This is a genomic window from Siccibacter turicensis LMG 23730, from assembly GCF_000463155.2.
GTDB classification, from domain to species: domain Bacteria; phylum Pseudomonadota; class Gammaproteobacteria; order Enterobacterales; family Enterobacteriaceae; genus Siccibacter; species Siccibacter turicensis.
Genome location: NZ_AWFZ01000061.1, coordinates 150,239 through 173,245 on the forward strand (window position 1 = coordinate 150,239; position 23,007 = coordinate 173,245).

The 23,007-nt window shown below is 59.0% G+C and carries 17 protein-coding genes; 8 read left to right on the plus strand and 9 right to left on the minus strand.

Translation table 11 applies throughout. The annotated features are described in order from the left end of the window. Positions 1-19: 19 nt before the first annotated feature. The 4 genes from DW58_RS18640 to DW58_RS18655 all read right to left on the minus strand — a co-directional run bounded on the left by DW58_RS18640 (position 20) and on the right by DW58_RS18655 (position 6,914). Positions 20-1,738, minus strand: a complete 1,719-nt coding sequence (locus DW58_RS18640) for a ShlB/FhaC/HecB family hemolysin secretion/activation protein (protein ID WP_024562380.1) — start codon at positions 1,736-1,738, stop codon at positions 20-22. 87 nt (positions 1,739-1,825) lie between these two features. Continuing rightward, positions 1,826-3,037 carry a collagen-like triple helix repeat-containing protein gene (locus DW58_RS18645; protein WP_024548389.1) on the minus strand — a complete coding sequence of 404 codons (1,212 nt, stop codon included), beginning with the start codon at positions 3,035-3,037 and terminating at the stop codon, positions 1,826-1,828. A 405-nt stretch (positions 3,038-3,442) separates the two neighbouring features. Continuing rightward, entirely contained in the window at positions 3,443-4,699 is a 1,257-nt protein-coding gene (gene avtA / locus DW58_RS18650) for a valine--pyruvate transaminase (protein ID WP_024548390.1), read from the minus strand. A gap of 181 nt (positions 4,700-4,880) precedes the next feature. Further along, positions 4,881-6,914 carry an alpha-amylase gene (locus tag DW58_RS18655; protein WP_024548391.1) on the minus strand — a complete coding sequence of 678 codons (2,034 nt, stop codon included), beginning with the start codon at positions 6,912-6,914 and terminating at the stop codon, positions 4,881-4,883. Positions 6,915-7,226: 312 nt separating this feature from the next. Here DW58_RS18655 and DW58_RS18660 point away from each other — a divergent pair, with 312 nt between their 5' ends. Further along, complete coding sequence (locus tag DW58_RS18660) at positions 7,227-8,048, plus strand: protein bax (RefSeq protein WP_071789237.1); 822 nt, start codon at positions 7,227-7,229, stop codon at positions 8,046-8,048. 95 nt (positions 8,049-8,143) lie between these two features. Here the strand turns inward: DW58_RS18660 and xylR are convergent, their stop codons facing one another. The 4 genes from xylR to xylF form a co-directional block, all read right to left on the minus strand. Beyond that, positions 8,144-9,328 (minus strand): D-xylose utilization transcriptional activator XylR, encoded by a 1,185-nt coding sequence (xylR, locus tag DW58_RS18665; protein WP_024548393.1) that lies wholly within the window; start codon positions 9,326-9,328, stop codon positions 8,144-8,146. Between the two features lie 100 nt (positions 9,329-9,428). Then, the gene (gene xylH / locus DW58_RS18670) at positions 9,429-10,610 is read right to left on the minus strand and encodes a xylose ABC transporter permease XylH (protein WP_024548394.1); all 1,182 of its coding nucleotides are present in this window, start codon (positions 10,608-10,610) and stop codon (positions 9,429-9,431) included. Further along, positions 10,588-12,129 carry a xylose ABC transporter ATP-binding protein gene (locus DW58_RS18675; RefSeq protein WP_024548395.1) on the minus strand — a complete coding sequence of 514 codons (1,542 nt, stop codon included), beginning with the start codon at positions 12,127-12,129 and terminating at the stop codon, positions 10,588-10,590. Before DW58_RS18675 ends, xylH begins: the two co-directional genes overlap by 23 nt. A 66-nt stretch (positions 12,130-12,195) precedes the next feature. Then, positions 12,196-13,188 carry a D-xylose ABC transporter substrate-binding protein gene (gene xylF, locus DW58_RS18680; protein ID WP_024548396.1) on the minus strand — a complete coding sequence of 331 codons (993 nt, stop codon included), beginning with the start codon at positions 13,186-13,188 and terminating at the stop codon, positions 12,196-12,198. Between the two features lie 374 nt (positions 13,189-13,562). Between xylF and xylA the strand changes: the two genes are divergently transcribed. The 4 genes from xylA (at position 13,563) to DW58_RS18700 (ending at position 18,027) form a co-directional block, all read left to right on the plus strand. After that, entirely contained in the window at positions 13,563-14,885 is a 1,323-nt protein-coding gene (gene xylA / locus DW58_RS18685) for a xylose isomerase (protein ID WP_024548397.1), read from the plus strand. A gap of 44 nt (positions 14,886-14,929) precedes the next feature. Next, the gene (xylB, locus tag DW58_RS18690; protein WP_024548398.1) at positions 14,930-16,384 is read left to right on the plus strand and encodes a xylulokinase; all 1,455 of its coding nucleotides are present in this window, start codon (positions 14,930-14,932) and stop codon (positions 16,382-16,384) included. A 186-nt stretch (positions 16,385-16,570) separates the two neighbouring features. Further along, positions 16,571-17,113 (plus strand): isochorismatase family protein, encoded by a 543-nt coding sequence (locus tag DW58_RS18695; protein WP_024548399.1) that lies wholly within the window; start codon positions 16,571-16,573, stop codon positions 17,111-17,113. After that, the gene (locus tag DW58_RS18700; RefSeq protein WP_024548400.1) at positions 17,110-18,027 is read left to right on the plus strand and encodes a GlxA family transcriptional regulator; all 918 of its coding nucleotides are present in this window, start codon (positions 17,110-17,112) and stop codon (positions 18,025-18,027) included. Before DW58_RS18695 ends, DW58_RS18700 begins: the two co-directional genes overlap by 4 nt. On the opposite strand, the gene DW58_RS18705 is transcribed toward DW58_RS18700, so the two are convergent. Beyond that, complete coding sequence (locus tag DW58_RS18705) at positions 18,020-19,015, minus strand: acyltransferase (protein ID WP_024548401.1); 996 nt, start codon at positions 19,013-19,015, stop codon at positions 18,020-18,022. The genes DW58_RS18700 and DW58_RS18705 overlap by 8 nt on opposite strands. A gap of 191 nt (positions 19,016-19,206) precedes the next feature. On the opposite strand from DW58_RS18705, the gene DW58_RS18710 reads away from it, so the two are divergent. The 3 genes from DW58_RS18710 (at position 19,207) to glyS (ending at position 22,631) form a co-directional block, all read left to right on the plus strand. After that, on the plus strand, positions 19,207-19,524 hold the full coding sequence (locus DW58_RS18710) for a YsaB family lipoprotein (protein WP_081706470.1): 318 nt from the start codon (positions 19,207-19,209) through the stop codon (positions 19,522-19,524). Positions 19,525-19,640: 116 nt separating this feature from the next. After that, the gene (gene glyQ, locus DW58_RS18715) at positions 19,641-20,552 is read left to right on the plus strand and encodes a glycine--tRNA ligase subunit alpha (RefSeq protein ID WP_024548403.1); all 912 of its coding nucleotides are present in this window, start codon (positions 19,641-19,643) and stop codon (positions 20,550-20,552) included. A 9-nt stretch (positions 20,553-20,561) separates the two neighbouring features. Beyond that, complete coding sequence (gene glyS, locus DW58_RS18720; protein WP_024548404.1) at positions 20,562-22,631, plus strand: glycine--tRNA ligase subunit beta; 2,070 nt, start codon at positions 20,562-20,564, stop codon at positions 22,629-22,631. The last annotated feature ends 376 nt before the right edge of the window (positions 22,632-23,007 follow it).

The following is a 23,007-nucleotide window of genomic DNA, read 5'->3' on the forward strand; positions in this document are numbered from 1 at the left end:
ATAGTTTCATCGGGAATCGTTAGCGCAAATTGTTGAAATTCCAGCTGACTGTCAGACTGTAGCGCCAGTCGCGGCGGCTGGCATCGGACGGCAGATCCCCGACCGGCCGCGCCGCTTCCAGCGTCAGGCTGTAGTGGCGGTTGTCGCCGAACATCACGCCGCCCGCGACTGACCCCAGCGTCTGCCCGCGAAAACCCGGCTGATTGAAGCGCGTGCGGGCGGTATCGGCCAGCACATAGGGCTGCACGGTGCTCAGCCAGACGCTCTCTTTGCGCTGATGGAGATAGCGCAGCTCCAGCTGGCCGCCTACGCCCGCGTCTCCGCTTGCTTCTCCGTCCGGATAGCCGCGCCCGAAGCGCTGCGCGCCAAAGCTCACGCGTTCGGTTTCCGGCAGGTCGTTATCGGACCAGTCGCCCTCCAGCGCGCTGGAGAGACGCCAGTTTTCCGCCAGCAGCCAGGCGCCCTCGAGATTGGCTTTCCACAGGGTAAAGCCGAGGTCGGTTCCCTGGGACGGCGACGCGCTGGCGCCGGCGGTGTCCAGCCCCTGGCGCAGCGTTAAGCGGGCGCTGCCGCTGGCCTTCGTCCACTCGCGATAGCCGTTCAGCCCGAACTCCAGCGCCGGGTAACGCACGTGCTGGCTCTGCCCTGGCAGGTCCAGCGTTTCGCCAAATCCACGCGCCCGCAGCCGGTAATCATTGCGCCGGTCGCTGTAATCTATCCCGCCGCTCACGCCAATCTGCTGCTGGCGCGTCAGCAGCACCGGGTAGCTGAAGGTGGCCCCGCCGGTATACTGCGTCGCCTTCTGGCGCGCCTCTATGGTGATGACGTTTGGCAGGTAGAGCAGCGGATCGTAGTCCCGGGGATCGTCCCGATAGTAGCTCCCTTTGAGCTGCATCGACAGCCCGTCGTCCGTGAGGAACTGCTGCCAGTTAAGGCCGAGATAGGTTTTCTTGGTCGCCTTATCGAGCGGAACCAGGGTGGCCACGCCGAGCTGATCGCCCCAGGCGGTGAGATTACTGAGCGAGCCGTTGATCAGGGCAACGTTCTGCCCCTTGCGGGTATCCAGCGTTGAGGAGAGGTCCCAGATATGCGGTTCGGTGGCGTTAACCTGCATGACGCCAGCCCCGTAGATATTTTTTGGCAGCTGTGCGCTGGCCTCTACCTTCGTGTTGGGCGTGCGGGTCATTAACAGGCTGTAGCGCTCGAAGGTCTCCTGGCGCAGCGGCTTCTGCTGCATGATGCGCGTCGCCAGCCGGGTCAAACGCGCCGCGGTACGCGGGTTATTGCTCTTGATATCGCTGTGCGCCACGTAGCCTTCAACCAGCACGATTTTAATCACGCCCTGGTGAAAATTATCGTCCGGCAGCCAGGCGTAAGAGAGGGGATAGCCGTCGGCGCGGTAGCGGGCCGTGATATCCGACGCGAGCTTAACGATTATTTTGAGCGGCACGGTCTTGCCCGCGTAAGGGCGAAACGGCAGCAGCAGGGATTTCAGCGGGTAGATAGTGCCACCGATAAACTGAATATGGCCGACCTGCACCGGGGTATCGGGCGTCAGCGCCGCGGCGGATTTCGGGACCGTGACGCGGGGCGCGCTTTGCGCGGGTGCCTGCGGCGTGGGAACCGAGCGAGCGGGCCGGGCGGGGTTGGTCGTATCGATCAGCGCCGGAAGCGTCTCGGCCAGGGCAAACCCCGGCAGGGCGCCCAGCAGTAGCGCAGAGCAGAGTGACAGTTTCATCGTGCGTTCCCTTTCCCAGACGACCCGAACGGGCGAAAACGGCATGCTGTGAGAAAACGCCCCCGCGTGCCGGGGGCGTTAAAGGTGTTATTTACTCTTCGGCGTCAGGATCCCGCCGAGGGTGGATGTCAGGCCGTTGAGCGGCCCGGTTGTTGTAGTGGTACTCCCGGTGTTGGTACTGCTGGTACTGCTGACGTTAGCGGCCAGCCCGGCGGTGAGGCCCGAGGTGACGCCGTTAAGGGTCGCGCCGATATTCGCCGCCAGCCCGCCACTGCCTGCCGTAACGCCTGCGCCTGCTGCGACGCCCGTGCTGCCGCTCCCGCTGGTGCCGCCGCTGGTAGCGGTGGGTTTCACCAGGCCGCCGACATCCGTCACCGTCTGGCCGACGTTCTGTACGACCTGACCCACGCCGCCTAAGGCCGGGCTGGTGGTGCCGAGTTTCGTACCGGTTCCGCTGACCGCGGTGCCGACGCTGGTCAGCAGGTTATTGACCGGCGTCCCCAGCCCGGTGGCGGTGCCGACGCCCTGGGTCACGCCCTGCACGCCGTTGACGGTGTTATTCACCAGCGTTGTCGCGCCGGTTGTCACCCGGGTCACGCCATCGCTTTTCGCCACCGACGTCAGTGCGCCGCCGGTGCCGCTCACCACCTCACCCGTGGTGTTGACGACCGCGCCCACCGCACCGGTCACGCCGCCCAGCGGTGTGGTCGAGGTGGTGCTCGCCAGGTTGGTGCCGACGCTGGAGACGGTATTCCCGAGCGAAGTAACGGTGGTCGTTACGCCCTGCACGGTGGTGCCGACGCCATTGGTATTTTTCGGATCGCCAATACCGGTGGCGATGCCGGTGCCGGTGGTTTCCACGGCGTTACCCAGCCCGCTGACGGTGGTCGAAACGGTGGAGGTCACCGGATTGTCGTTAGGCAACTGGCTGCCGAGGTTGTCGAGCGTGGTGCCGATGCTGGTGACGGTATCCCCGGCATCGCCGAGGATGGTGTTGACCCCGGCGGTAGAGCCGCTGCCGGAGCCGCCACCGGTTCCACCGCCATTACCGCCGCCCGAGCCACCGCCGGTGCCACCGCCACCTGAGCCGCCACCCGTGCCGCCGGACCCGCTGCCCGAGCCGCCGCCTGAACCGTCTGTGCCTCCGCCCGATCCGTCTCCGCCGTTAGTACCGGCAGGGGAATTATTACTGGCTGTGTGATGGGAACCGCCCCCGCTTCCACTGCAGGCGGTCAGAGAGAATGCAAGAAGTACCGCCACCGCGATTACGCTAATGTGGCCAACGTTATTAGAAGCCATAACCATACTCCACAGAATTAAACGCCGGACGGCGTAATAAAGAGTGTATGTGTTATTTTGATGGCTACCACTGCGGTGGTTTATTTATTGATAAATTATTTTTAATCGGGATTTAGATCAAATTTAATAAACGTTAAGAGTCATCAAGAATAATAATAATTAATTTAAAATCAATAAATTAAATATTGACCGCTTGGTCTGTTAGTCTGGCTGAATTCAGTGTTAAGAGATGGTTAATATTTTATTAAATTAAGGTAAAATGATATTGCAATGTTTTTATAATCGGCTACGTAAACGCTGTGATAAATAAACATTATTAAAAAATGCTGTTTTTTCTGAAGGTTGAGGTGAAGCACGAAACCCTGAAAGCGCCTTCCGGGCAGAAGGCGCAAACAGTGGTTGTCGTTACGACGAGATTTCCTGCCAGGCGCGCTCTACCTCTTCGGCAAGAATCGCGATGCCCGCTTCGATTTTATCCAGATCCGGAACGTAGTTCATGCGCATGCACTGGTGCGTATGCGGCCAGGGTTTATCCAGCCCCGGGAAGAAATAGTCGCCCGGCACCATCAGCACGCCGCGCGCCTTCAGGCGCTGATACAGCAGTTCGGTGGTAATCGGCAGATCCTTAAACCACAGCCAGAGGAAAATGGCCCCTTCTGGCTTATGGATCAGGCAGCGCTCCGGCGACAGGTAACGACGGATGGTCGCCACCGTCTCCTGGACACGCTGCTGATAGAAGGGCTTGATCACCGTCTCGGACAGGCGCAGCAGGTCGTTGCGCGCAATCATCTCGCAGGCGATGGCCGGCCCAATCCCGCCGGGTGCCAGGCTGACGATGCCGTTCATATTGCGAATGGCACCAATGACTTTCTCATTAGCGACGATGATGCCGCAGCGACTACCCGGCAGGCCCAGCTTGGACAGGCTCATGCAGAGAATAATGTTGGGATTCCACAGCGGGCGCGCGTCGGTAAAAATGATGCCGGGGAAGGGAACGCCGTAGGCATTATCAATCACCAGCGGAATGCCGTGCTGGTTGGCGAGCACATCGAGCTTCATCAACTCCTCATCGGTAATCACATTACCGGTCGGGTTGGTGGGGCGCGACACGCAGATCATCCCGGTGTCATCACCGATCTGCAGATGCTCAAAATCGACGTGGTATTTGAATTGCCCCTCGGGCAGCAGCTCAATATTCGGACGGGTTGAGACAAACAGGTCCTCTTCCAGCCCGGCATCGGCGTAGCCAATGTATTCCGGTGCCAGCGGGAACAGCACCTTTTTGGTGGAGCCGTCGGCACGGCGTCCGGCGAAAAGGTTAAACAAGTAGAAAAACGCGCTCTGGCTGCCATTTGTCAGCGCAATATTTTGTGGACCTATGTCCCAGCCCGAGGTTTCCCGGAGCATCTGCGCCAGACCGGTCAGCAGGGCATTCTTACCCTGAGGCCCATCGTAGTTACACAGCGCTTCGGTGATTTTTCCGCTCTGCAGCATCTCCCCCAACAACGCATCAAAGTAGGCGTTCATGGCCGGGATTTGCGCCGGATTCCCCCCGCCAAGCATGATGGCGCCGGGAGTGCGCAGGCCGTCGTTGAGATCCTCCATCAGGCGGGTAATGCCTGAGTGGCGGGTGAATTTGTCACCAAAAAGGGAAAACGTCATAGCGGTTGGTCTGTCATACAAAGTGTGAAAGTCGCTAACCATAGCGCTACATCTGGCGGGGTGCAAATCGGGGTGGCGGCCTTGCCTGGAGTAAAGTAGTGCCGTAGTGGCAATTAACGGTTTTTTATTTTGATGGGCCGGAAAGGGAACGGGCGGGTGCGATGACACACCCGCCGACGCGTTACTCGCGGTTGCCGGCCCACACCACCATCACCTTATCGTCGCCGTGCTGACGGATAAATGCATAGCCCGTCGTCGTCGACAGCGTCGTTTGCGTGCCGGCGCCGATCGCCGGGTGGCGCGCCCGGAACTGCCCGAGCACTTTCCAGTGTGCCAGCGTGCTGGCCTGCGCACCGGCGGCGTCCTGCCAGTTCATATCCGAGCGGGTGCCCTGAAGTGGATCGGAACCGGTCGGGCCGAACGGACGCTGGGTCTCGTCCCCATAGAAAATCTGCACCGCGCCGGGAGCAAGCAGCAGCAGTTCAGCCCCGCGCGGCCCGCCTTCGCGGAACAGGCGGGTATCGTGGGAGGAGAGGTAGCTCAGGGCGTTGAACGTCTGGAGCTTGTCCGCCATCTGCTGCCATACCGGGTCAATCGTCGCCAGACAATCCGCTGCGTTTGCCGCCTGCTCCTGATAATCGAAGTTAATCATCGCGTCGAAACCGTGCTGGTAATAGCTGCTCTGCATCACGCCGTGACCCCAGGCCTCGCCGGTCATCCAGAAGGGAGCGTCATCCAGCTTTTTCTGCGGGTTTTCGGCCTTCCACGCCGCGAGCGCTTCACTGGCCTGGGTTTTCAGCTGCTGCCAGGCCGGCTGCTCGACGTGTTTCGCGGTATCGACCCGAAAACCATCGATGCCATACTCCCGCACCCAGCGGCTTAGCCAGTGGGTCAGATAGTCGCGGGGCGTGTAGTCTGCCACCACTTTCGCCGCGGTGTCCGGCTTGTGCTGGTAGAAGTGCGGCAGGCCGGACGGCGTGTCTGATTCTGTTTTCAAATCGGGCAGGAAGGCGAGAGACATGGTCAGATCGTCAAAGCCCGGATTGTCGTAGTCACCGATATCGGTGCGCACCCACGCCTTGCCCCACCAGCGATCCCAGGCGGCTTTGTCACTGAAATTGATATAGTCGTTGAAGCTGTGCCACGTCTGGTTGCCCGTCGGACGCCAGTCGGTCCAGCGTTCGCCGAGAATTTTTTTACGCTCGGCTTCGTTGAGATAGAGCGCGCCAAACTGGAAGGTTTGCATATCTGCCAGCGTCGCGTACCCGGCATGGTTCATGACCACGTCAAACAGCACGCGAATACCGCGCCGGTGGGCCTCGTCCACCAGCTGACGCAGGTCGTCTTCGGTTCCCATGTTTGCATCCAGCCGGGTCCAGTCCTGGGTGTAGTAGCCGTGATAGGCGTAGTGCGGGAAGTCGCCCCGGGTACCGCCGCCAACCCAGCCGTGGATCTGCTCCAGCGGCGAGCTAATCCATAAGGCGTTGACGCCGAGCGCCTGCAGATAGTCGAGCTTGCTGGTCAGCCCCTGCAAATCGCCGCCGTGAAAGGTGCCAATCTCCTGCATCCCGTCTTTATGACGACCATAGCTGCCATCATTGTCCGGGTTACCGTTGACGTAGCGGTCGGTGAGGACGAAATAGACCGTGGCGTTTTGCCAGCTGAACGGTGCCGGCTGGGCGGTACTCGCCGCTTCGAGCAGCAGCAGACCGTTGCTGTTATCGGCAGGCATCAGGGTGACTTTCCCGTCGCGCACCACCGTGGTGGCACCGCTGTAGAAATCTCTCACTTCGCTGCCTTCCGGGAAGGTGTCGTTTACCTCAACGGTCACCGGCGTGCCGTCCCAGCGCGGACACTGGCGTACCACGTCAACGGGCGTGCGTTCCGCATCCTGCGCCACGCTCAACATTAACGTCGGCGTGCCTGAGCGGGTATCGATCTGCGCGCTGTACTGCCCGGTGCGGAACAGACGCCACGTCGGGGCGTCACCCTGGCATGGCGTGAGCGACAGCATCTGATTGAGCTTTATCGCACCGGCGGGCTGCCAGCAGGTTCCGTCATTGTCGAATCGCAGCGGCAGGGCGCCTTTCGGCAATTCGCCCTTAGAGACAAACACTCCGCTGCCCTGGTCGGTAAACTCGGGCAGTCCAGGCAGCGACCAGCTGGCCCAGCTCATTATGGGGAACAGCAACAGGGTGAGTGCAGCGGGCTTCATGGCGGTCTCCAGTGGGCGTTTTTTGTGCATTGTCGCAGCTGGCGCGGGTTACAGCCTCATCCTGGACGCTGAGAAAAGGGGATGAAACGTGAGGTTGAGTGATCCCGCTCACGCAACGGTGCATATGGACATAAATTAAATTTTTTCCATCACTTTACAGCACGTTATAAAAATCATGCGTGACAAGTTTTAAGAATTAGATTATTCATAAACGTGCCCTCGAGTATTATTTTTGGTATGATTTGGGATTCAAATCCTGAATTTCAATTAAAAATAAGGTGTTGGGATGCGTCTATCCGACCAGGAGACCTAATGATATCGACTCGAATTCGACGATTCGGGGCTGCGATACTGATGTTGTTCACTCTCGGTTTATCCGGTGAGGTGCTGGCACAACAGCATGAGAAAACATCGCATCATCAGCTCCAGAAGACAAACACACACGGTAAGAAGCTGGCTAGTAGTAAAAAAGAGTATTCTCGCAATAGTGTAAGCAGTTCACTTCCTGACTTGCGAAAATACCCTTCCGGAACCCCAAGAAAAAAAGCGTTTCTCCGGACAGTGATGCCATACATTACCAGTCAAAATGCGGCCATTACCGCCGAGCGCAACTGGCTTATCTCAAAGCAGTATGAGAAACGCTGGTCGCCTTCCGAGCGCGCGCGCCTCAAGGATATTACCCAGCGCTACAAGGTGAAGTGGAGCGGCAATACGCGCCACATTCCGTGGAACAACCTGCTTGAGCGCGTCGACATCATTCCAACCAGTATGGTTGCCACGATGGCAGCGGCGGAAAGCGGCTGGGGCACGTCGAAGCTGGCGCGCACTAACAATAACCTGTTCGGCATGCGCTGCGCGCAGCGCCACTGCAACAGCGAACCGGGCAAGGTGAAGGGCTACCTGCATTACGGATCGCTGAAAGAGTCGGTTAACGCCTACGCGATGAACCTGAATACGCACCAGGCGTACAGCTCGTTCCGTAAGTCACGCGCGCAGCTGCGTCGTGCAGATCAGGAAGTTACGGCGACCAACATGATTCACAAGTTGCAGGGCTACTCCACTAAAGGGCAGAGCTACAACAACTACCTGTTTGCTATGTATCAGGATAATCGCAACCTGATGCCGTCAAACTAAGGCGCCTCGCTCAGCAAAAAAACCTGGCCATTCGGCCAGGTTTTTCTTTTTCTGCGCTTAACGACGGTGAGTGGCTGCACGCCGCGCCACCGCGTTCAGGGCAGCACCGCCACTTCGCTATAGCGTTCCCGATACTCCTTCGGCGTGGTGCCATACTCTTTTTTAAACACCGAATAGAAATATTGCAGGGAAGGGTAGCCGCACATCTGTGAAATCTCGTTGATAGAGAGCGAGGTGGAAATCAGCAGGCTGCGCGCTTTTTCCAGTTTTTCGGCGTGAATAACCGCATGAATGGTTTCGCCCACCTCTTCCTTAAAGCGCTTCTCCAGGTTTGAGCGCGAGATACCCACGGCATCCAGCACCTGTTCAACCTTGATGCCTTTGCAGGCGTGGTTGCGGATATAGTGCATCGCCTGAATCACCGCCGGATCGTTTAACGAGCGGTAGTCAGTTGAGCGGCGTTCAACCACCCGCACCGGCGGCACCAGCACCCGCTGGAGCGGCAGATTTTCGTTATCCAGCAGGCGATGCAACAGCTTGGCCGCCTGATAGCCCATCTGGCGCGTCCCCTGAGCAACAGACGACAGCGCCACGCGGGACAGATAGCGGGTCAGCTCTTCGTTATCGATACCAATAACGCACAGCTTTTCTGGAACGGGAATATGCAGATGGTCGCAGACCTGAAGCAGATGGCGGGCGCGAGCATCGGTTACGGCGATGATGCCGGTTTGAGGGGGCAGGGTTTGCACCCAGTCCGCGAGACGGTTTTGGGCGTGCTGCCAGTTCTCCGGCGCGGTTTCCAGCCCCTGATACACTACGCCGCGATACTGTTCCTGCGCCACCAGACGACAAAACGCATGCTCCCGTTCGGCAGCCCAGCGTTTGCCGCTGGAGTTGGGCAGCCCGTAGAAGGCGAACCGGTGGACGCCTTTCTCTTTGAGATGTAAAAACGCGCTCTCAACCAGGGCATGGTTGTCGGTAGCGATGTAATGCACCTGCGGGTAGTGCTCCGGCAGATGGTAGGAGCCGCCGACGCCGACGATAGGGACATTCACATCGCCGAGCAGCTGTTCGATCTCCTTGTCGTCAAAATCGGCTATCACGCCGTCGCCCAGCCACTCTTTGATGTTTTCGATGCGTGCCCGAAAATCTTCCTCAATGAAAATATCCCACTCTGACTGGGAGGCCTGCAAATACTCTCCAACGCCTTCCACCACCTGACGGTCGTAGGCTTTATTGGCGTTGAACAACAGCGTAATGCGGTGGCGTTTTTCGAACATGTTGTTGTTTTCCTGAAAGCTTATCCTCTATCTAATAGCATATTCGTCGCCCGCCCGGCGTAACGCGGGCGGGCAGTGTGATGCAGCCGGAACTTTACGCTCACGCCCGGCGCTTGGTGGCAGAATCCATCCATACCGCGAGCAGCAATATGGCGCCCTTGACGATGTACTGCCAGAAGGTCGGAACGTCCATCATGCTCATGCCGTTATCGAGCGAGGCCATGATAAACGCGCCCATTACCGCCCCGGCCACGCTGCCGATACCGCCTGCCAGGCTGGTACCGCCGATGACGCAGGCGGCGATAGCGTCCAGCTCGGCAATATTGCCCGCCGACGGCGAGCCAGCCCCGAGGCGTGAGCTGAGAATCAGCCCGGCCACTGCCACCAGCAGCCCGTTGATGGAAAACACCGCCAGCTTGATGCGCTCGACGTTGATCCCCGACAGGCGCGCCGCCTCGATATTGCCCCCGGTGGCGTAAATGCGGCGGCCAAACGCGGTGCGGGATGCCATAAACATACCCGCCAGCATCAGCAGGGCCAGAATCAGCACCGGCGTCGGCACACCGCGGTAGTCGTTGAGCAGCCAGATGGCGCCAAGCACCACGACGGCGATAAACGCCTGTCTGCCCACCATGCCGCTGGCCGGCTGCGCCGCAAGGCCTAACGACTGGCGGCGAACCCGCCCACGCCACTGCCATGCCATCAGCAGCAGCAGGCCGAACACACCGATGATGAATCCAAGGCTGTCCGCCAGATAGCTCTGACCAATTTGCGACATGGCTGCGCTGGTGGGCGATACGGTGGTGCCGTTGGTGATGCCGATCAGGATACCGCGGAAGGCGAGCATCCCCGCCAGGGTAACGATAAAGGATGGCACCTTGCGGTAGGCGACCCACCATCCGTTCCATGCGCCCAGAAACAGGCCGAGCAGCAGCGTAACGACGATGGTCAACGGCAGCGGCCAGCCCAGCCAGACGTCAAAAATCGCCGCCGCGCCGCCCAACAGCCCCATCATGGAACCGACGGAGAGATCGATCTCCGCCGAAATAATCACAAACACCATCCCGACGGCCAGGATGCCGGTAATGGCGGTCTGGCGAAGCAGGTTGGAGACGTTACGGGCGCTCAGGTAGGCGCCATCGGTCATGAAGGTAAAGAACAGCATGATGGCCACGATGGCGGCAATCATGACAAAGACCTGAAGATTCATGGACTTCAGGCGCCCGCCCGGCGTCATCAGCGGGGCGGCGATTTTCATTTCAGACAGGTTGCTTTTCGACATGACGTTCGCTCCTGAGCGCGGCTTCCATTACCTGCTCCTGTGTCAGGTTGTGGTTGAGTAAATCGGCTTTAAGTTGCCCTTCGTGCATCACCAGTACGCGGTCGCTCAGCCCCAGCACTTCCGGCAGCTCCGAAGAGATAACAATCACGGCGATGCCCTGCTCTACCAGCTGATGAATCAGCCGGTAAATCTCCTGTTTGGCACCGATATCAATGCCGCGCGTCGGCTCATCAAGAATCAGAATGCGTGGGTTAAGCAGCAGGCAGCGGGCGAGAATGGCTTTTTGCTGGTTCCCGCCGCTCAGGCGGCCAATAGGCTGTAACGCAGAGGCGGTTTTGACTTTGAGTTGCTGAATGGACTGAGCAATGCACTGCTGCTCGGCGGCATCGTCCAGCGCGCTCAGCGGCCCGGCGAAACGGCCAAGCGCCGCCAGGGTGATATTTTGCCCAACCGGCATCACCGGCACGATGCCGTCCTTTTTGCGGTCTTCAGGCACCATGGCGATGCCATGCGCAATCGCCTGCTGGCAGCGGTTTATCTCCACCGGCTGGTTGTTGATAAAAAACGTACCTTCGCGCCGCCCCGGCCAGACGCCAAACAGGCACTGCACCGCTTCGGTACGCCCGGCGCCGACCAGCCCGGCGATGCCGAGAATCTCGCCCTGGCGTAATGAAAACGACACGTCATTAACCCGGCGAATGTGGCGGTTGACGGGGTGCCAGGCGGTAAGATGTTCCACGCGCAGTATTTCGGCACCGGGCTGATGCTTGCGCGCTGGATAGAGCGCCGTCAGCTCACGGCCCACCATCATGGTGATGATCTCCTCTTCACGCATGCCGGTGGCGTCGCGCGTGCCGATATGCTGCCCGTCGCGGATCACGCAGACGGTGTCCGAAATGGCTTTCACTTCGTTCAGCTTGTGCGAAATATAGATGCAGGCGATGCCGTGCTGTTGCAGGTCACGGATAATATCCAGCAGCAGCGCGGTCTCCTGTTCGGTGAGCGACGCGGTTGGCTCATCGAGGATCAGCAGCCGCACCTGCTTGTTCAGCGCTTTGGCGATCTCCACCAGCTGCTGCTGCCCCAGTCCGAGGTCCGCCACTTTGGTGTGCGGCGAAACCCGCAGATTCACCTGGCCCAGCAGCTTCTCGCAGCGCACCGTCATGGCGTCGTAATCCAGCACGCCGCGGCGGGCGATCTCGGCGCCGAGGAAAATATTTTCGAGCACCGTCAGGTGCTTAATCAGTGCCAGCTCCTGGTGGATGATGGCGATACCTTTACGCTCGCTGTCGCGAATGTGTTCCGGCTCCAGTTTTTCGCCGGCAAACCAGATTTCGCCCTGATAGCTACCATGGGGATAGATCCCGCACAGCACCTTCATCAGCGTCGATTTGCCTGAGCCGTTCTCGCCGCACAGCGACATCACTTCGCCAGCGTTGAGCGTCAGGCTGATGTTATCCAGCGCTTTCACCACGCCGAAGGTTTTAGTGATATTTTTCATTTCCAACAGATAAGGCATAACTCCTCCGCAGCCGCTACAGATGCCGTGTCAGACGCCTCCCGCAGGGTGCGAGAGGCGTATCGGTCAGAGATCGCTTTTCTTGTGGAAACCATCCTTGATGACGGTGCTGTCGATGTTGGATTTGTCGACTTCAATCGGCGTCAGCAGGCGAGACGGCACCTCTTTCAGGCCGTTGTTCAGGGTGGCGTTTGACTGCGGCTGTTTGTCATTGCCCAGCTCAACCGCAATGGTGGCCGCGGTAGTCGCCAGCTCGGTGATGGGTTTGTACACGGTCATGGTCTGGGTACCGGCGATGATGCGTTTTACGCCAGCGAGATCGGCATCCTGACCGGAAATCGCGACCTTACCGGCCAGACCCTGCGCACTCAGCGCCTGGATAGCGCCGCCCGCGGTGGCATCGTTCGAGGCCACTACTGCATCAATATGGTTATTGTTTGCGGTCAGGGCATTTTCCATAATTTTCAGCGCGTTCTCCGGTAACCAACCGTCTGCCCACTGGTCGCCCACGATTTTGATTTTTCCGCTATCAACCTGCGGTTTAAGCACTTTCATCTGGCCTTCGCGGAACAGCTTGGCATTATTATCGACAGGTGAGCCGCCCATCAGGAAATAATTGCCCTGAGGCACTTTCTTAAGCAGGCTTTGGGCCTGAAGTTCACCCACTTTTTCATTATCAAACGAAATGTAAAAATCGATATCGGCGTTATTAATCATGCGGTCATAGGCCAGTACCTTGATTCCTTCCTGCTTCGCTTCCTTCACGACGTTACTTAATACCTGGCCGTTGTAAGGAATTATCACCAGCACGTCCACGCCGCGGTTGATCATATTTTCAATCTGCGACATTTGCGTTTCTTCATTGCCGTTCGCGGACTGTACAAATACATCTGCGCCTAACGATTCAGCCTGCTTGACGAAAATGTCGCGATCCTTCTGCCAGCGTTCCAGACGCAGATCGTCAATAGCCATACCGATTTTAATGTCTTTGGCCTGGCTGCCGACGCTGGTAAGCAGCAGCGTCGCGCACAGTGTGAGGAAAAGGTTCTTTATCTTCATATTGTTAATACCTGTAGTAGGGTGAGTTTTTCGGTTGCTGACAAATAAAAAGTAAAGAAAGAGCCAATTAACGACGTTGGGATTTTTAACGCGTTATGGAAACACCGCAATTACAGATTTTTATCTTCCGTTTATGTTTTTTGGTTTATTTGCCAAAGTATGACCGCGATCGGCTTTTAAAATAAGCGCGCTGATAATTGCATGATGAGCGGGAAGGCGCCTCGTAAATATTATCGGCCGACTTTTGCGAGCCAGCGCACGTTTGGGTATTCTCTTAATCGCAGTGTGAAATAACGTAATTGAGCTGGCCGTCGGGAAAATACAGGATAATTTCAATCTCAACGCACACCGTATCCTGGACGATGGAGTTAATTATGCCCGCTTATTTTGAAGAGCTTGATCGCGTACGTTACGAAGGCCCGCAGACCACCAATCACCTGGCGTTTCGCCACTACAATCCCGACGAAAAAGTACTGGGCAAGCGCATGGAAGACCATCTGCGCTTCGCAGCCTGCTACTGGCACACGTTCTGCTGGAACGGTGCGGATATGTTTGGGGTCGGTGCGTTTGAACGTCCGTGGCAGCAGGCGGGCGATGCACTGGGGCTGGCGAAGCAAAAAGCCGACGTCGCCTTCGAGTTCTTCCACAAGCTGAACGTGCCGTACTACTGTTTTCATGATGTTGACGTCTCGCCGGAAGGCGGTTCGCTGCGCGAGTATCAAAGCAATTTCGCGCAGATGGTAGACGTGCTGGGCGAGAAGCAGCAGCAAAGCGGCGTGAAGCTGCTGTGGGGGACGGCGAACTGCTTTACCCACCCGCGTTACGGTGCAGGTGCGGCAACCAGCCCGGATCCGGAGGTGTTCGCCTGGGCCGGTACTCAGGTGGTGAACGCCATGAACGCCACCCGCACGCTGGGCGGTGAAAACTACGTGCTGTGGGGCGGGCGCGAAGGGTATGAAACGCTGCTCAATACCGACCTGCGTCAGGAGCGCGAACAGATCGGCCGGTTTATGCAGATGGTGGTGGAGCACAAGCACAAAACCGGTTTTCGCGGGACGCTGCTCATCGAGCCGAAACCGCAGGAGCCGACGAAACACCAGTACGACTACGACGTGGCGACCGTGTACGGCTTCCTGAAGCAGTTCGGCCTCGAAAAAGAGATCAAACTCAATATCGAAGCCAACCACGCCACCCTTGCGGGGCACTCTTTCCATCATGAGATCGCCACCGCCATCGCGCTGGGGATCTTCGGTTCGGTGGATGCCAACCGCGGCGACATGCAGCTGGGCTGGGATACCGACCAGTTCCCGAACAGTGTCGAAGAGAACGCGCTGGTGCTGTACGAAATCCTGAAAGCGGGCGGGTTCACCACCGGTGGCCTGAACTTCGATGCCAAAGTGCGCCGTCAGAGCACCGATAAGTACGACCTGTTCTACGGGCACATTGGTGCGATGGACACCATGGCGCTGTCGTTGAAAGTTGCCGCGCGCATGATTGAAGCGGGCGAGCTGGATAAGCGTGTGGCGAAGCGTTACGCGGGCTGGAATGGTGAACTGGGTCAGCAAATCCTGAAGGGCCAACTTACCCTCGCCGAACTGGCGAAGTACGCTGAGCAGCACAACTTAGCGCCGCGTCATCAGAGCGGTCATCAGGAGCTGCTGGAAAACCTGGTAAACCACTATCTGTTTGATAAATAAAGGCACTGCGCCGCATTAGCGGCGCACCCAGAGGAGCCGCCATCATGTACATCGGGATCGATCTTGGCACATCGGGTGTAAAAGCAATTCTGCTTAATGAGCAGGGGGAGCTGCTGGCCTCCAGCAGTCAGCCCCTGACGGTTTCCCGCCCGCATACGCTGTGGTCAGAGCAGGATCCTGAGCACTGGTGGCAGGCCACCGACATGGCAATGCGCGCGCTGGGCGCGCAGTATCCACTCAATACGGTAAAAGCGCTGGGGCTGGCCGGGCAGATGCACGGCGCCACGCTGCTTGACCGCCAGCAGCGGGTGCTACGCCCGGCGATTTTATGGAACGACGGACGCTGCGCAGAGGAGTGCGCCCTGCTGGAGGATAACGTCGCCGACGCGAGGCGTATCACCGGAAATCTGATGATGCCGGGCTTCACCGCGCCCAAACTGCTGTGGGTTGAACGGCACGAACCGGCGGTTTTTCGCCAGATCGACAAGGTACTGTTACCCAAGGACTATCTGCGGCTACGCATGACCGGCGAGTTCGCCAGCGATATGTCCGATGCGGCGGGCACCATGTGGCTTGATGTGGCAAAGCGCGACTGGAGTGACGTGATGCTCGAGGCCTGCCAGCTCACCCGTGAGCAGATGCCGGCGCTGTTTGAAGGCAGTGAAATAACCGGTGTGCTGAAGGCCGATATCGCGCAGGCCTGGGGTATGCCTGCGGTGCCGGTAGTGGCAGGCGGTGGCGACAACGCGGCGGGTGCCGTCGGGGTTGGGATGGTCGATCCGGGGCAGGCGATGCTGTCGCTGGGAACGTCGGGAGTCTATTTCGCGGTCAGCGACGGGTTTCGCAGCAAACCGGAGCAGGCGGTGCACAGTTTTTGTCACGCGCTGCCCAACCGCTGGCATCTGATGTCGGTAATGCTCAGCGCTGCCTCCTGCCTTGACTGGGCCGCCAGGCTTACCGGTATGACGGGCGTACCGGCGCTGCTTGAGGCCGCACAGCAGGCGGATGATAACGCGGGGGTAGTGTGGTTTTTACCTTACCTTTCCGGAGAGCGGACCCCACATAACAATCCGGAAGCAAAAGGCGTCTTCTTTGGCTTAACGCACCAGCACGGCCCGGCCGAGCTGGCGCTCGCCGTGCTGGAAGGCGTGGGATACGCGCTGGCAGACGGCATGGATGCCGTACACGCCTGCGGCATTGCACCGGAAAGCGTGACGCTTATCGGCGGCGGGGCGCGCAGCCATTACTGGCGGCAAATGCTCTGCGATATTAGCGGACAGCGGCTGGATTACCGCACCGGCGGCGACGTAGGCCCGGCGCTGGGTGCGGCACGTCTGGCCCAGATAGCGCTGTCTCAGGGGCGAGCGCTGCACGACCTGCTTCCCCAGCTGCCGCTTGAGGAGCAGCATCAGCCTGACATCGCGCGCCATGAGCGCTATGCCGGACGGCGTGAAACCTTCCGCCAGATCTATCAGCAGCTGCTGCCGCTGATGTCATAACCCGCCATAACGACTGCCTGTGCGGCCGCCTCGCCGGACAGGCATTTTCACCCCTGTTCGCCGCGCCCCCGCGCTTTCGCCTCACGCATGTTGTCCCGGATATACATTTTCATGTCCTTTTCTGGTCTTATGCGGTGTGTGCTTCCCTGCAATACTGGGCTACACCCACAGAGAAGGCGGCCTGAAATGACCCGAAGCGCAGTACTCAATATCGATACGCAATGTTCGTTCTTCCACAGCACTTCGTGGCAGGACGCGGATTTTCCGGCCTTCCAGCAGGCAATCAGCGCGCTGATCGCCGGTGCACAGGCGCGCCAGATGCCGGTTGTGGATATTTTTCACGTCGAAGAGGAGGGTGTGTTTTCCTCTGCCTCAGGCCACGTCAGGCCGATGCCGTTTTTAACTCACGCCCCCGCGGCGCGTTTCGAAAAGCAGGTGCATAACGCCTTCACCGGCACCGGGCTGGACCGCTGGCTGCGGCTGCACGACTGCCAGCATCTGGTTATCTGTGGAATTCGAACCGAACAGTGCTGCGAAACCACCGCACGCGTGGCGTCCGATCTGGGGTATCGCGTAACCTTTGTGACGGAGGCGACCCTGACGTTTCCCATGACCCACAAGGGCATCACCCTTGACGTCGATGCCCTGCGGCACCGCACTGAAACCGTGCTGGCGGGGCGCTTTGCTACGCCGCTTACCGTCGCTGAATGCCTGGAGTCACTTACATGAAAACGGATGTCTGGTTTGTCATGCTGCCCGGAATGCTGGCGTTGGATATGACCGGGCCGGCAGAGACGTTTTCCCTCGCGCCAGAGCATTTTTCGCTGCATTACATTGGCCCGGAGCGGGAGGTAGCGACCTCGCTGGGCCTGACCATGGGCGGCATTGCACCGCTGCCCGACGCGCTTCCACCCGGCAGCCTGCTGGTGATCCCTGGGGTGTCGGACTCGCGCTACCAGTTTGATACGCCGCAGGCGGAAGCGGTGCGACGCTGGCTGACCCGTCAGCAGCCCGCGTTGCAACGTGGCGATATGTCGCTGGTCTGTATTTGCTCCGGGGCGCTGCTGGCGGCGCGGGCGGGATTGATGAACGGCGTGCAGTGCACTACGCACCACGATGTTATCGCACGCCTTAAAACCGCCGCTCCACAGGCAATCGTGCGCGATAACCGCATTTTCGTTGAAGATCGGGGCATCTGGAGCAGCGCGGGCATCACGTCCGGCATTGATTTAAGCCTCCACCTGATCCATCGCCTGTATGGCCCGCGGGCCGCGCTGGAAGTGGCGCGAGAAATGGTGGTCTGGTTTCGCCGCTCCGGGGACGATCTCCAGCTTTCGCCGTGGCTGCGCTACCGTAACCATATACATCCGGCCATTCATCGGGCGCAGGATTTGCTGACCGCTACCCCGCAGGATGACTGGTCGCTGACGACGCTGGCCGATCGCGTTCACGTCAGCGCCCGCCACCTGACGCGGCTGTTTCAGCAGCATCTGGGTATCAGCGTGCGGGACTATCTGGAGCAGCTGCGCCTCGCGGTGGCCGAGCAGTGCCTGCTTCAGGGGCAGGGCATTGAGCAGGCGGCGCGGGCGGCGGGGTTCTCCTCACCGCGACAGCTCTACCGAGCCCGGCAGCGCGCTAGCTGACGTAGCGGCGGGTGTCGATGCGCTGCAGCCCCATCGACAGCAACAGGCTCAGCGCCAGGGTGACGGTAAAAATCCACGCGATATCCAGCACCGGCCAGGCGGTAAGCTCCACGCCCCTTGTGCGCAGGGCGTGAATGATAAAGGCGTGAAAACCGTAGATGGCCAGCGAGTGGCGGGATATCAGGCTCAACCCCGGTACGGGCCGCGTCGCAAGGGTGTTTTTCACCACCACAAACAGACTGGCCGCGGCGATAAACACCATCGGCCCGCAGTAGAGATACCAGGTATCGGCAAAGTTGCCGCGCACCAGCAGCTCATGGTGTGTCCCGCGGGAGATAACGAACACCGCCGCGATGAACAGCGCGCCGCACAGCCAGCTGAGGCGGCGGCTGCGCGTCTCCATCATGCCGATAGCGCGGCCCAGCACGCCGTAGATAACGTAGTAGAAGGTGTCGCCGTTGATGTAGAGGTTAACCGGCAGCCACTCCACGCCGTTAATTTTATGCGAGACGGTGTTGGGGTTGGCGAGCACGCCGATAACTGCCATCAGCACCAGCAGCATTCGCGGGCGAACCTGACGCACCTGAATCAGGGGCGACACCAGGTAAATCACGATTATCGCGAAGAAAAACCACAGGTGATAAAACACCGGCTTCTGAAACAGATAGCGCAGCGCCAGCTCAATATTGATTGAGGTAAACAGCCAGATATAGAGCAGCGCCAGCACGCTGTAGAACGCCAGGCACAGTCCAATACGCAGAAAGTGGCGCGGCTGCGCGCTGCGTTCGCCGAAGAACAGGTAGCCCGAAATCATAAAGAACAGCGGAACGCTGACCCGTGACGCAGCGTTGAGCGCGTTGGCCCACTCCCAGTCGGGCATACTGATGCTGCCAGGATTGGTGATGTACCAGGTGGTGGTATGAATCATCACCACCATCAGGCATGCGATCCCTCGGAGATTATCAATCCAGTAAATTTTTTGCTGCATCAGTGCCTCTGTACCATCCTCAATAGTGCCCGCCCGTAAAACGTTACGCAGGGCTGATGCCGCGTTGACCAGGATCAGTCCGAGATTTGGCTTAGGGCGTTGTCAGCCGCCCGGCCGCGTTTACAGAATGGTTGTCCGGTCACACGTCTGGCCTCAAGAAGAATAGTTAGTTAACGGAACGATAACAAAAAATGATGATCTCACCCACTCGCGGCGCTGCCGTACTGCTGCTGGTCGCCGTCAGCCTGACAGGATGCAGCGCCGACAGGCCGGCGTCCGATCCGCACCATCGCCACCATGCCGCCGCTTCGCCGCGCCCGTTTGCCATGACGCAGCTGTGCATCGATGAAGCCTCCCACCGCTATAACACCGACCGTCGCGGCATTAACGTGGCGGATATCGAATCGTTCCAGCGCAGCTATGAACTGCGCGGCAATACGTTGCGTGATGAAGGGTTTACCTGCACTTTTGATGAAAAAGGCGCGTTTTTGCATCTTTCCATGCGCTAAGCTGGCATTTCACCGGCCCGCGCCGGTATTGGACAAGGATTGAGGCTGTATATCTTGCGGTCAACGGGTATACTTACCGCTTCCATTTCCAACCACCGTATCCAGCACGAAATATTATGCAAAAGTTTGATACCAGGACCTTCCAGGGCCTTATCCTGACGCTTCAGGATTACTGGGCTCGCCAGGGCTGCACCATTGTTCAACCTTTGGACATGGAAGTGGGCGCCGGCACCTCTCACCCGATGACCTGTCTGCGCGCGCTTGGCCCGGAGCCTATCGCGGCCGCTTACGTTCAGCCTTCTCGTCGTCCGACTGACGGTCGCTACGGCGAAAACCCGAACCGTCTCCAGCACTACTATCAGTTCCAGGTGATCATTAAGCCGTCACCGGACAACATTCAGGAGCTGTACCTGGGCTCGCTGAAAGAGCTGGGTATGGATCCGACGATTCACGACATTCGTTTCGTGGAAGATAACTGGGAAAACCCGACGCTGGGTGCATGGGGTCTGGGCTGGGAAGTGTGGCTCAACGGGATGGAAGTGACGCAGTTCACCTATTTCCAGCAGGTTGGCGGCCTTGAGTGTAAGCCGGTGACCGGCGAGATCACCTACGGCCTTGAGCGCCTCGCGATGTACATTCAGGGCGTAGACAGCGTCTACGATCTGGTGTGGAGCGATGGCCCGCTGGGCAAAACCACCTATGGCGACGTGTTCCACCAGAACGAAGTGGAGCAGTCCACCTATAACTTCGAATACGCCGACGTGGATTTCCTCTTCACCTGCTTCGAGCAGTACGAGAAAGAAGCGCAGCAGCTTCTGGCACTGGAAAACCCGCTGCCGCTGCCGGCCTACGAACGTATTCTGAAAGCAGCGCACAGCTTCAACCTGCTGGATGCCCGCAAAGCGATTTCGGTGACGGAGCGTCAGCGTTATATCCTGCGCATCCGCACGCTGACCAAAGCGGTGGCGGAAGCCTATTACGCTTCCCGTGAAGCCCTCGGCTTCCCGATGTGCAACAAGAACAAATAAGAGGCTGCCATGTCTGAAAAAACCTTTCTGGTGGAGATCGGCACCGAAGAGCTGCCACCAAAAGCCCTGCGCAGCCTGGCCGAGTCCTTTGCTGCTAACGTTACCGCTGAACTCGACGCGGCGGGCCTTGCCCACGGCGAAGTGAAGTGGTTTGCCGCACCGCGCCGCCTGGCGCTGAAAATCGCGAATCTGGCGGCGTCCCAGCCGGATCGTGAAGTTGAAAAACGCGGCCCTGCGGTATCCGCGGCGTTTGACGCCAGCGGCAATCCGAGCAAGGCAGCCGAAGGCTGGGCGCGCGGCTGTGGTATTACCGTTGACCAGGCCGACCGCCTTGTCACCGACAAAGGCGAGTGGCTGGTGTACCGCGCTCATGTTAAGGGCGAAAGCGCCCAGGCGCTGCTGCCGAACATGATCGCCACCTCACTGGCGAAACTGCCGATCCCGAAACTGATGCGCTGGGGCGCGTCAGACGTGCAGTTCGTGCGTCCGGTTCACACCGTGACCTTGCTGCTTGGCGACGAGCTGATCCCGGCCACGATTCTGGGCATCGAGTCGGCGCGCGTGATCCGCGGCCACCGCTTTATGGGCGAGCCGGAATTCACCATCGATAACGCCGATCAGTATCCGCAGATCCTGCTGGAGCGCGGCAAGGTGCTCGCCGACTACGACGCGCGTAAAGCCAAAATCAAAGAAGATGCGGAAGCCGCGGCACGTCAGATTGGCGGTAATGCCGATCTGAGCGACAGCCTGCTGGAAGAGGTGACCTCGCTGGTCGAGTGGCCGGTAGTATTGACCGCCAAATTCGAAGAGAAATTCCTCGCGGTGCCGGCGGAAGCGCTGGTGTACACCATGAAGGGCGACCAGAAGTATTTCCCGGTCTACGGCAACGACGGCAAACTGCTGCCGAACTTCATCTTCGTGGCGAATATCGAATCGAAAGATCCGATCCAGATTATCTCCGGTAACGAGAAAGTGGTGCGCCCACGCCTTGCGGACGCCGAGTTCTTCTTTAACAGCGACCGTAAAAAGCGCCTGGAAGATCACCTCCCGCGTCTGGAAACCGTACTGTTCCAGAAAGAGCTGGGCACGCTGCGTGATAAAACCGACCGCATTCAGACACTCTCCGGCTGGATTGCCGGCCAGACTGGCGCAGACGTCAATCACGCGACCCGCGCCGGGCTGCTCTCCAAGTGCGACCTGATGACCAACATGGTGTTCGAATTTACCGACACCCAGGGCGTGATGGGGATGCACTATGCCCGTCACGATGGCGAAGCCGAAGACGTTGCGGTAGCGCTGAACGAGCAGTACCAGCCGCGCTTTGCGGGCGACGCGCTGCCGTCTAACCCGGTGGCCTGTGCGGTGGCGATTGCCGATAAAATGGATACCCTGGCGGGCATCTTTGGCATCGGCCAGCATCCGAAAGGCGATAAAGACCCGTTCGCGCTGCGCCGTGCTGCGCTGGGCGTGCTGCGCATCATCGTGGAGAAAAATCTGCCGCTTGATTTGCAGACCCTCACCGAAGAAGCGGTTCGCCTGTACGGCAGCAAGCTGACCAACGCTAACGTGGTCGACGACGTGATCGACTTTATGCTCGGTCGCTTCCGCGCCTGGTATCAGGAAGAGGGCTACACCGTCGACACCATTCAGGCGGTGCTGGCACGTCGTCCGACCCGTCCGGCAGATTTCGACGCGCGTATGAAAGCGGTGTCCCACTTCCGTACCCTCGACGAAGCCGCAGCGCTGGCAGCGGCCAACAAGCGCGTGTCCAACATTCTTGCCAAGTCTGACGAGACGCTGAACGAGAGCGTCCAGGCGGCGGTGCTGAAGGATGATGCGGAAATCCGTCTGGCGATGCAGGTGTCGGTCATGCGCGACAAACTGCAGCCGCTGTTTGCGGAAGGACGCTATCAGGATGCGCTGATCGAACTGGCCTCGCTGCGCGAGCCGGTGGACGAGTTCTTCGAGAAGGTGATGGTGAATGCGGAGGATCGCGAGGTGCGTATCAACCGCCTCACGCTGCTGGCGAAACTGCGTGAGCTGTTCCTGCAGGTGGCCGATATCTCCATTCTGCAATAACCGTCTCCATCAAGCCCGCCGCCCGGCGGGCTTTTTACGCTTACGCCCCGCTTAAAGCACGCTGTTTTCTTAATCTACCCTGTAATTCACAGATTTACGTCCGTACTACGGCTTCGTCTAATTCTTGTTAGCGTCGCGACGTATAAAATAGCGCGTGTTCAGGGTAAACCGCCTTACAGCCTGAGGCGGGACGGGTATCCGGTACGGCCCGGTGGATGACGTGAACGGCACTCTGCACGCTGCCTCGTTATCCCGTGATACCCGACCTGGCATGACAACTACATAAATCAAAGTTTGCTACAGCAAACGGTCATTTCACTAATTTTCCCGCCGCTCTGTGGCGGGGTTTTTTTTCCTCAGAAAAGCAAAAACCCGC

Excerpts from the sequence above, each read along its gene's own strand:
- DW58_RS18640 (WP_024562380.1), bottom strand. The coding sequence starts at position 1,738 with ATGAAACTGTCACTCTGCTCTGCGCTACTGCTGGGCGCCCTGCCGGGG.
- DW58_RS18645 (WP_024548389.1), bottom strand. The coding sequence starts at position 3,037 with ATGGCTTCTAATAACGTTGGCCACATTAGCGTAATCGCGGTGGCGGTA.
- avtA (WP_024548390.1), bottom strand. The coding sequence starts at position 4,699 with ATGACGTTTTCCCTTTTTGGTGACAAATTCACCCGCCACTCAGGCATT.
- DW58_RS18655 (WP_024548391.1), bottom strand. The coding sequence starts at position 6,914 with ATGAAGCCCGCTGCACTCACCCTGTTGCTGTTCCCCATAATGAGCTGG.
- DW58_RS18660 (WP_071789237.1), top strand. The coding sequence starts at position 7,227 with ATGATATCGACTCGAATTCGACGATTCGGGGCTGCGATACTGATGTTG.
- xylR (WP_024548393.1), bottom strand. The coding sequence starts at position 9,328 with ATGTTCGAAAAACGCCACCGCATTACGCTGTTGTTCAACGCCAATAAA.
- xylH (WP_024548394.1), bottom strand. The coding sequence starts at position 10,610 with ATGTCGAAAAGCAACCTGTCTGAAATGAAAATCGCCGCCCCGCTGATG.
- DW58_RS18675 (WP_024548395.1), bottom strand. The coding sequence starts at position 12,129 with ATGCCTTATCTGTTGGAAATGAAAAATATCACTAAAACCTTCGGCGTG.
- xylF (WP_024548396.1), bottom strand. The coding sequence starts at position 13,188 with ATGAAGATAAAGAACCTTTTCCTCACACTGTGCGCGACGCTGCTGCTT.
- xylA (WP_024548397.1), top strand. The coding sequence starts at position 13,563 with ATGCCCGCTTATTTTGAAGAGCTTGATCGCGTACGTTACGAAGGCCCG.
- xylB (WP_024548398.1), top strand. The coding sequence starts at position 14,930 with ATGTACATCGGGATCGATCTTGGCACATCGGGTGTAAAAGCAATTCTG.
- DW58_RS18695 (WP_024548399.1), top strand. The coding sequence starts at position 16,571 with ATGACCCGAAGCGCAGTACTCAATATCGATACGCAATGTTCGTTCTTC.
- DW58_RS18700 (WP_024548400.1), top strand. The coding sequence starts at position 17,110 with ATGAAAACGGATGTCTGGTTTGTCATGCTGCCCGGAATGCTGGCGTTG.
- DW58_RS18705 (WP_024548401.1), bottom strand. The coding sequence starts at position 19,015 with ATGCAGCAAAAAATTTACTGGATTGATAATCTCCGAGGGATCGCATGC.
- DW58_RS18710 (WP_081706470.1), top strand. The coding sequence starts at position 19,207 with ATGATGATCTCACCCACTCGCGGCGCTGCCGTACTGCTGCTGGTCGCC.
- glyQ (WP_024548403.1), top strand. The coding sequence starts at position 19,641 with ATGCAAAAGTTTGATACCAGGACCTTCCAGGGCCTTATCCTGACGCTT.
- glyS (WP_024548404.1), top strand. The coding sequence starts at position 20,562 with ATGTCTGAAAAAACCTTTCTGGTGGAGATCGGCACCGAAGAGCTGCCA.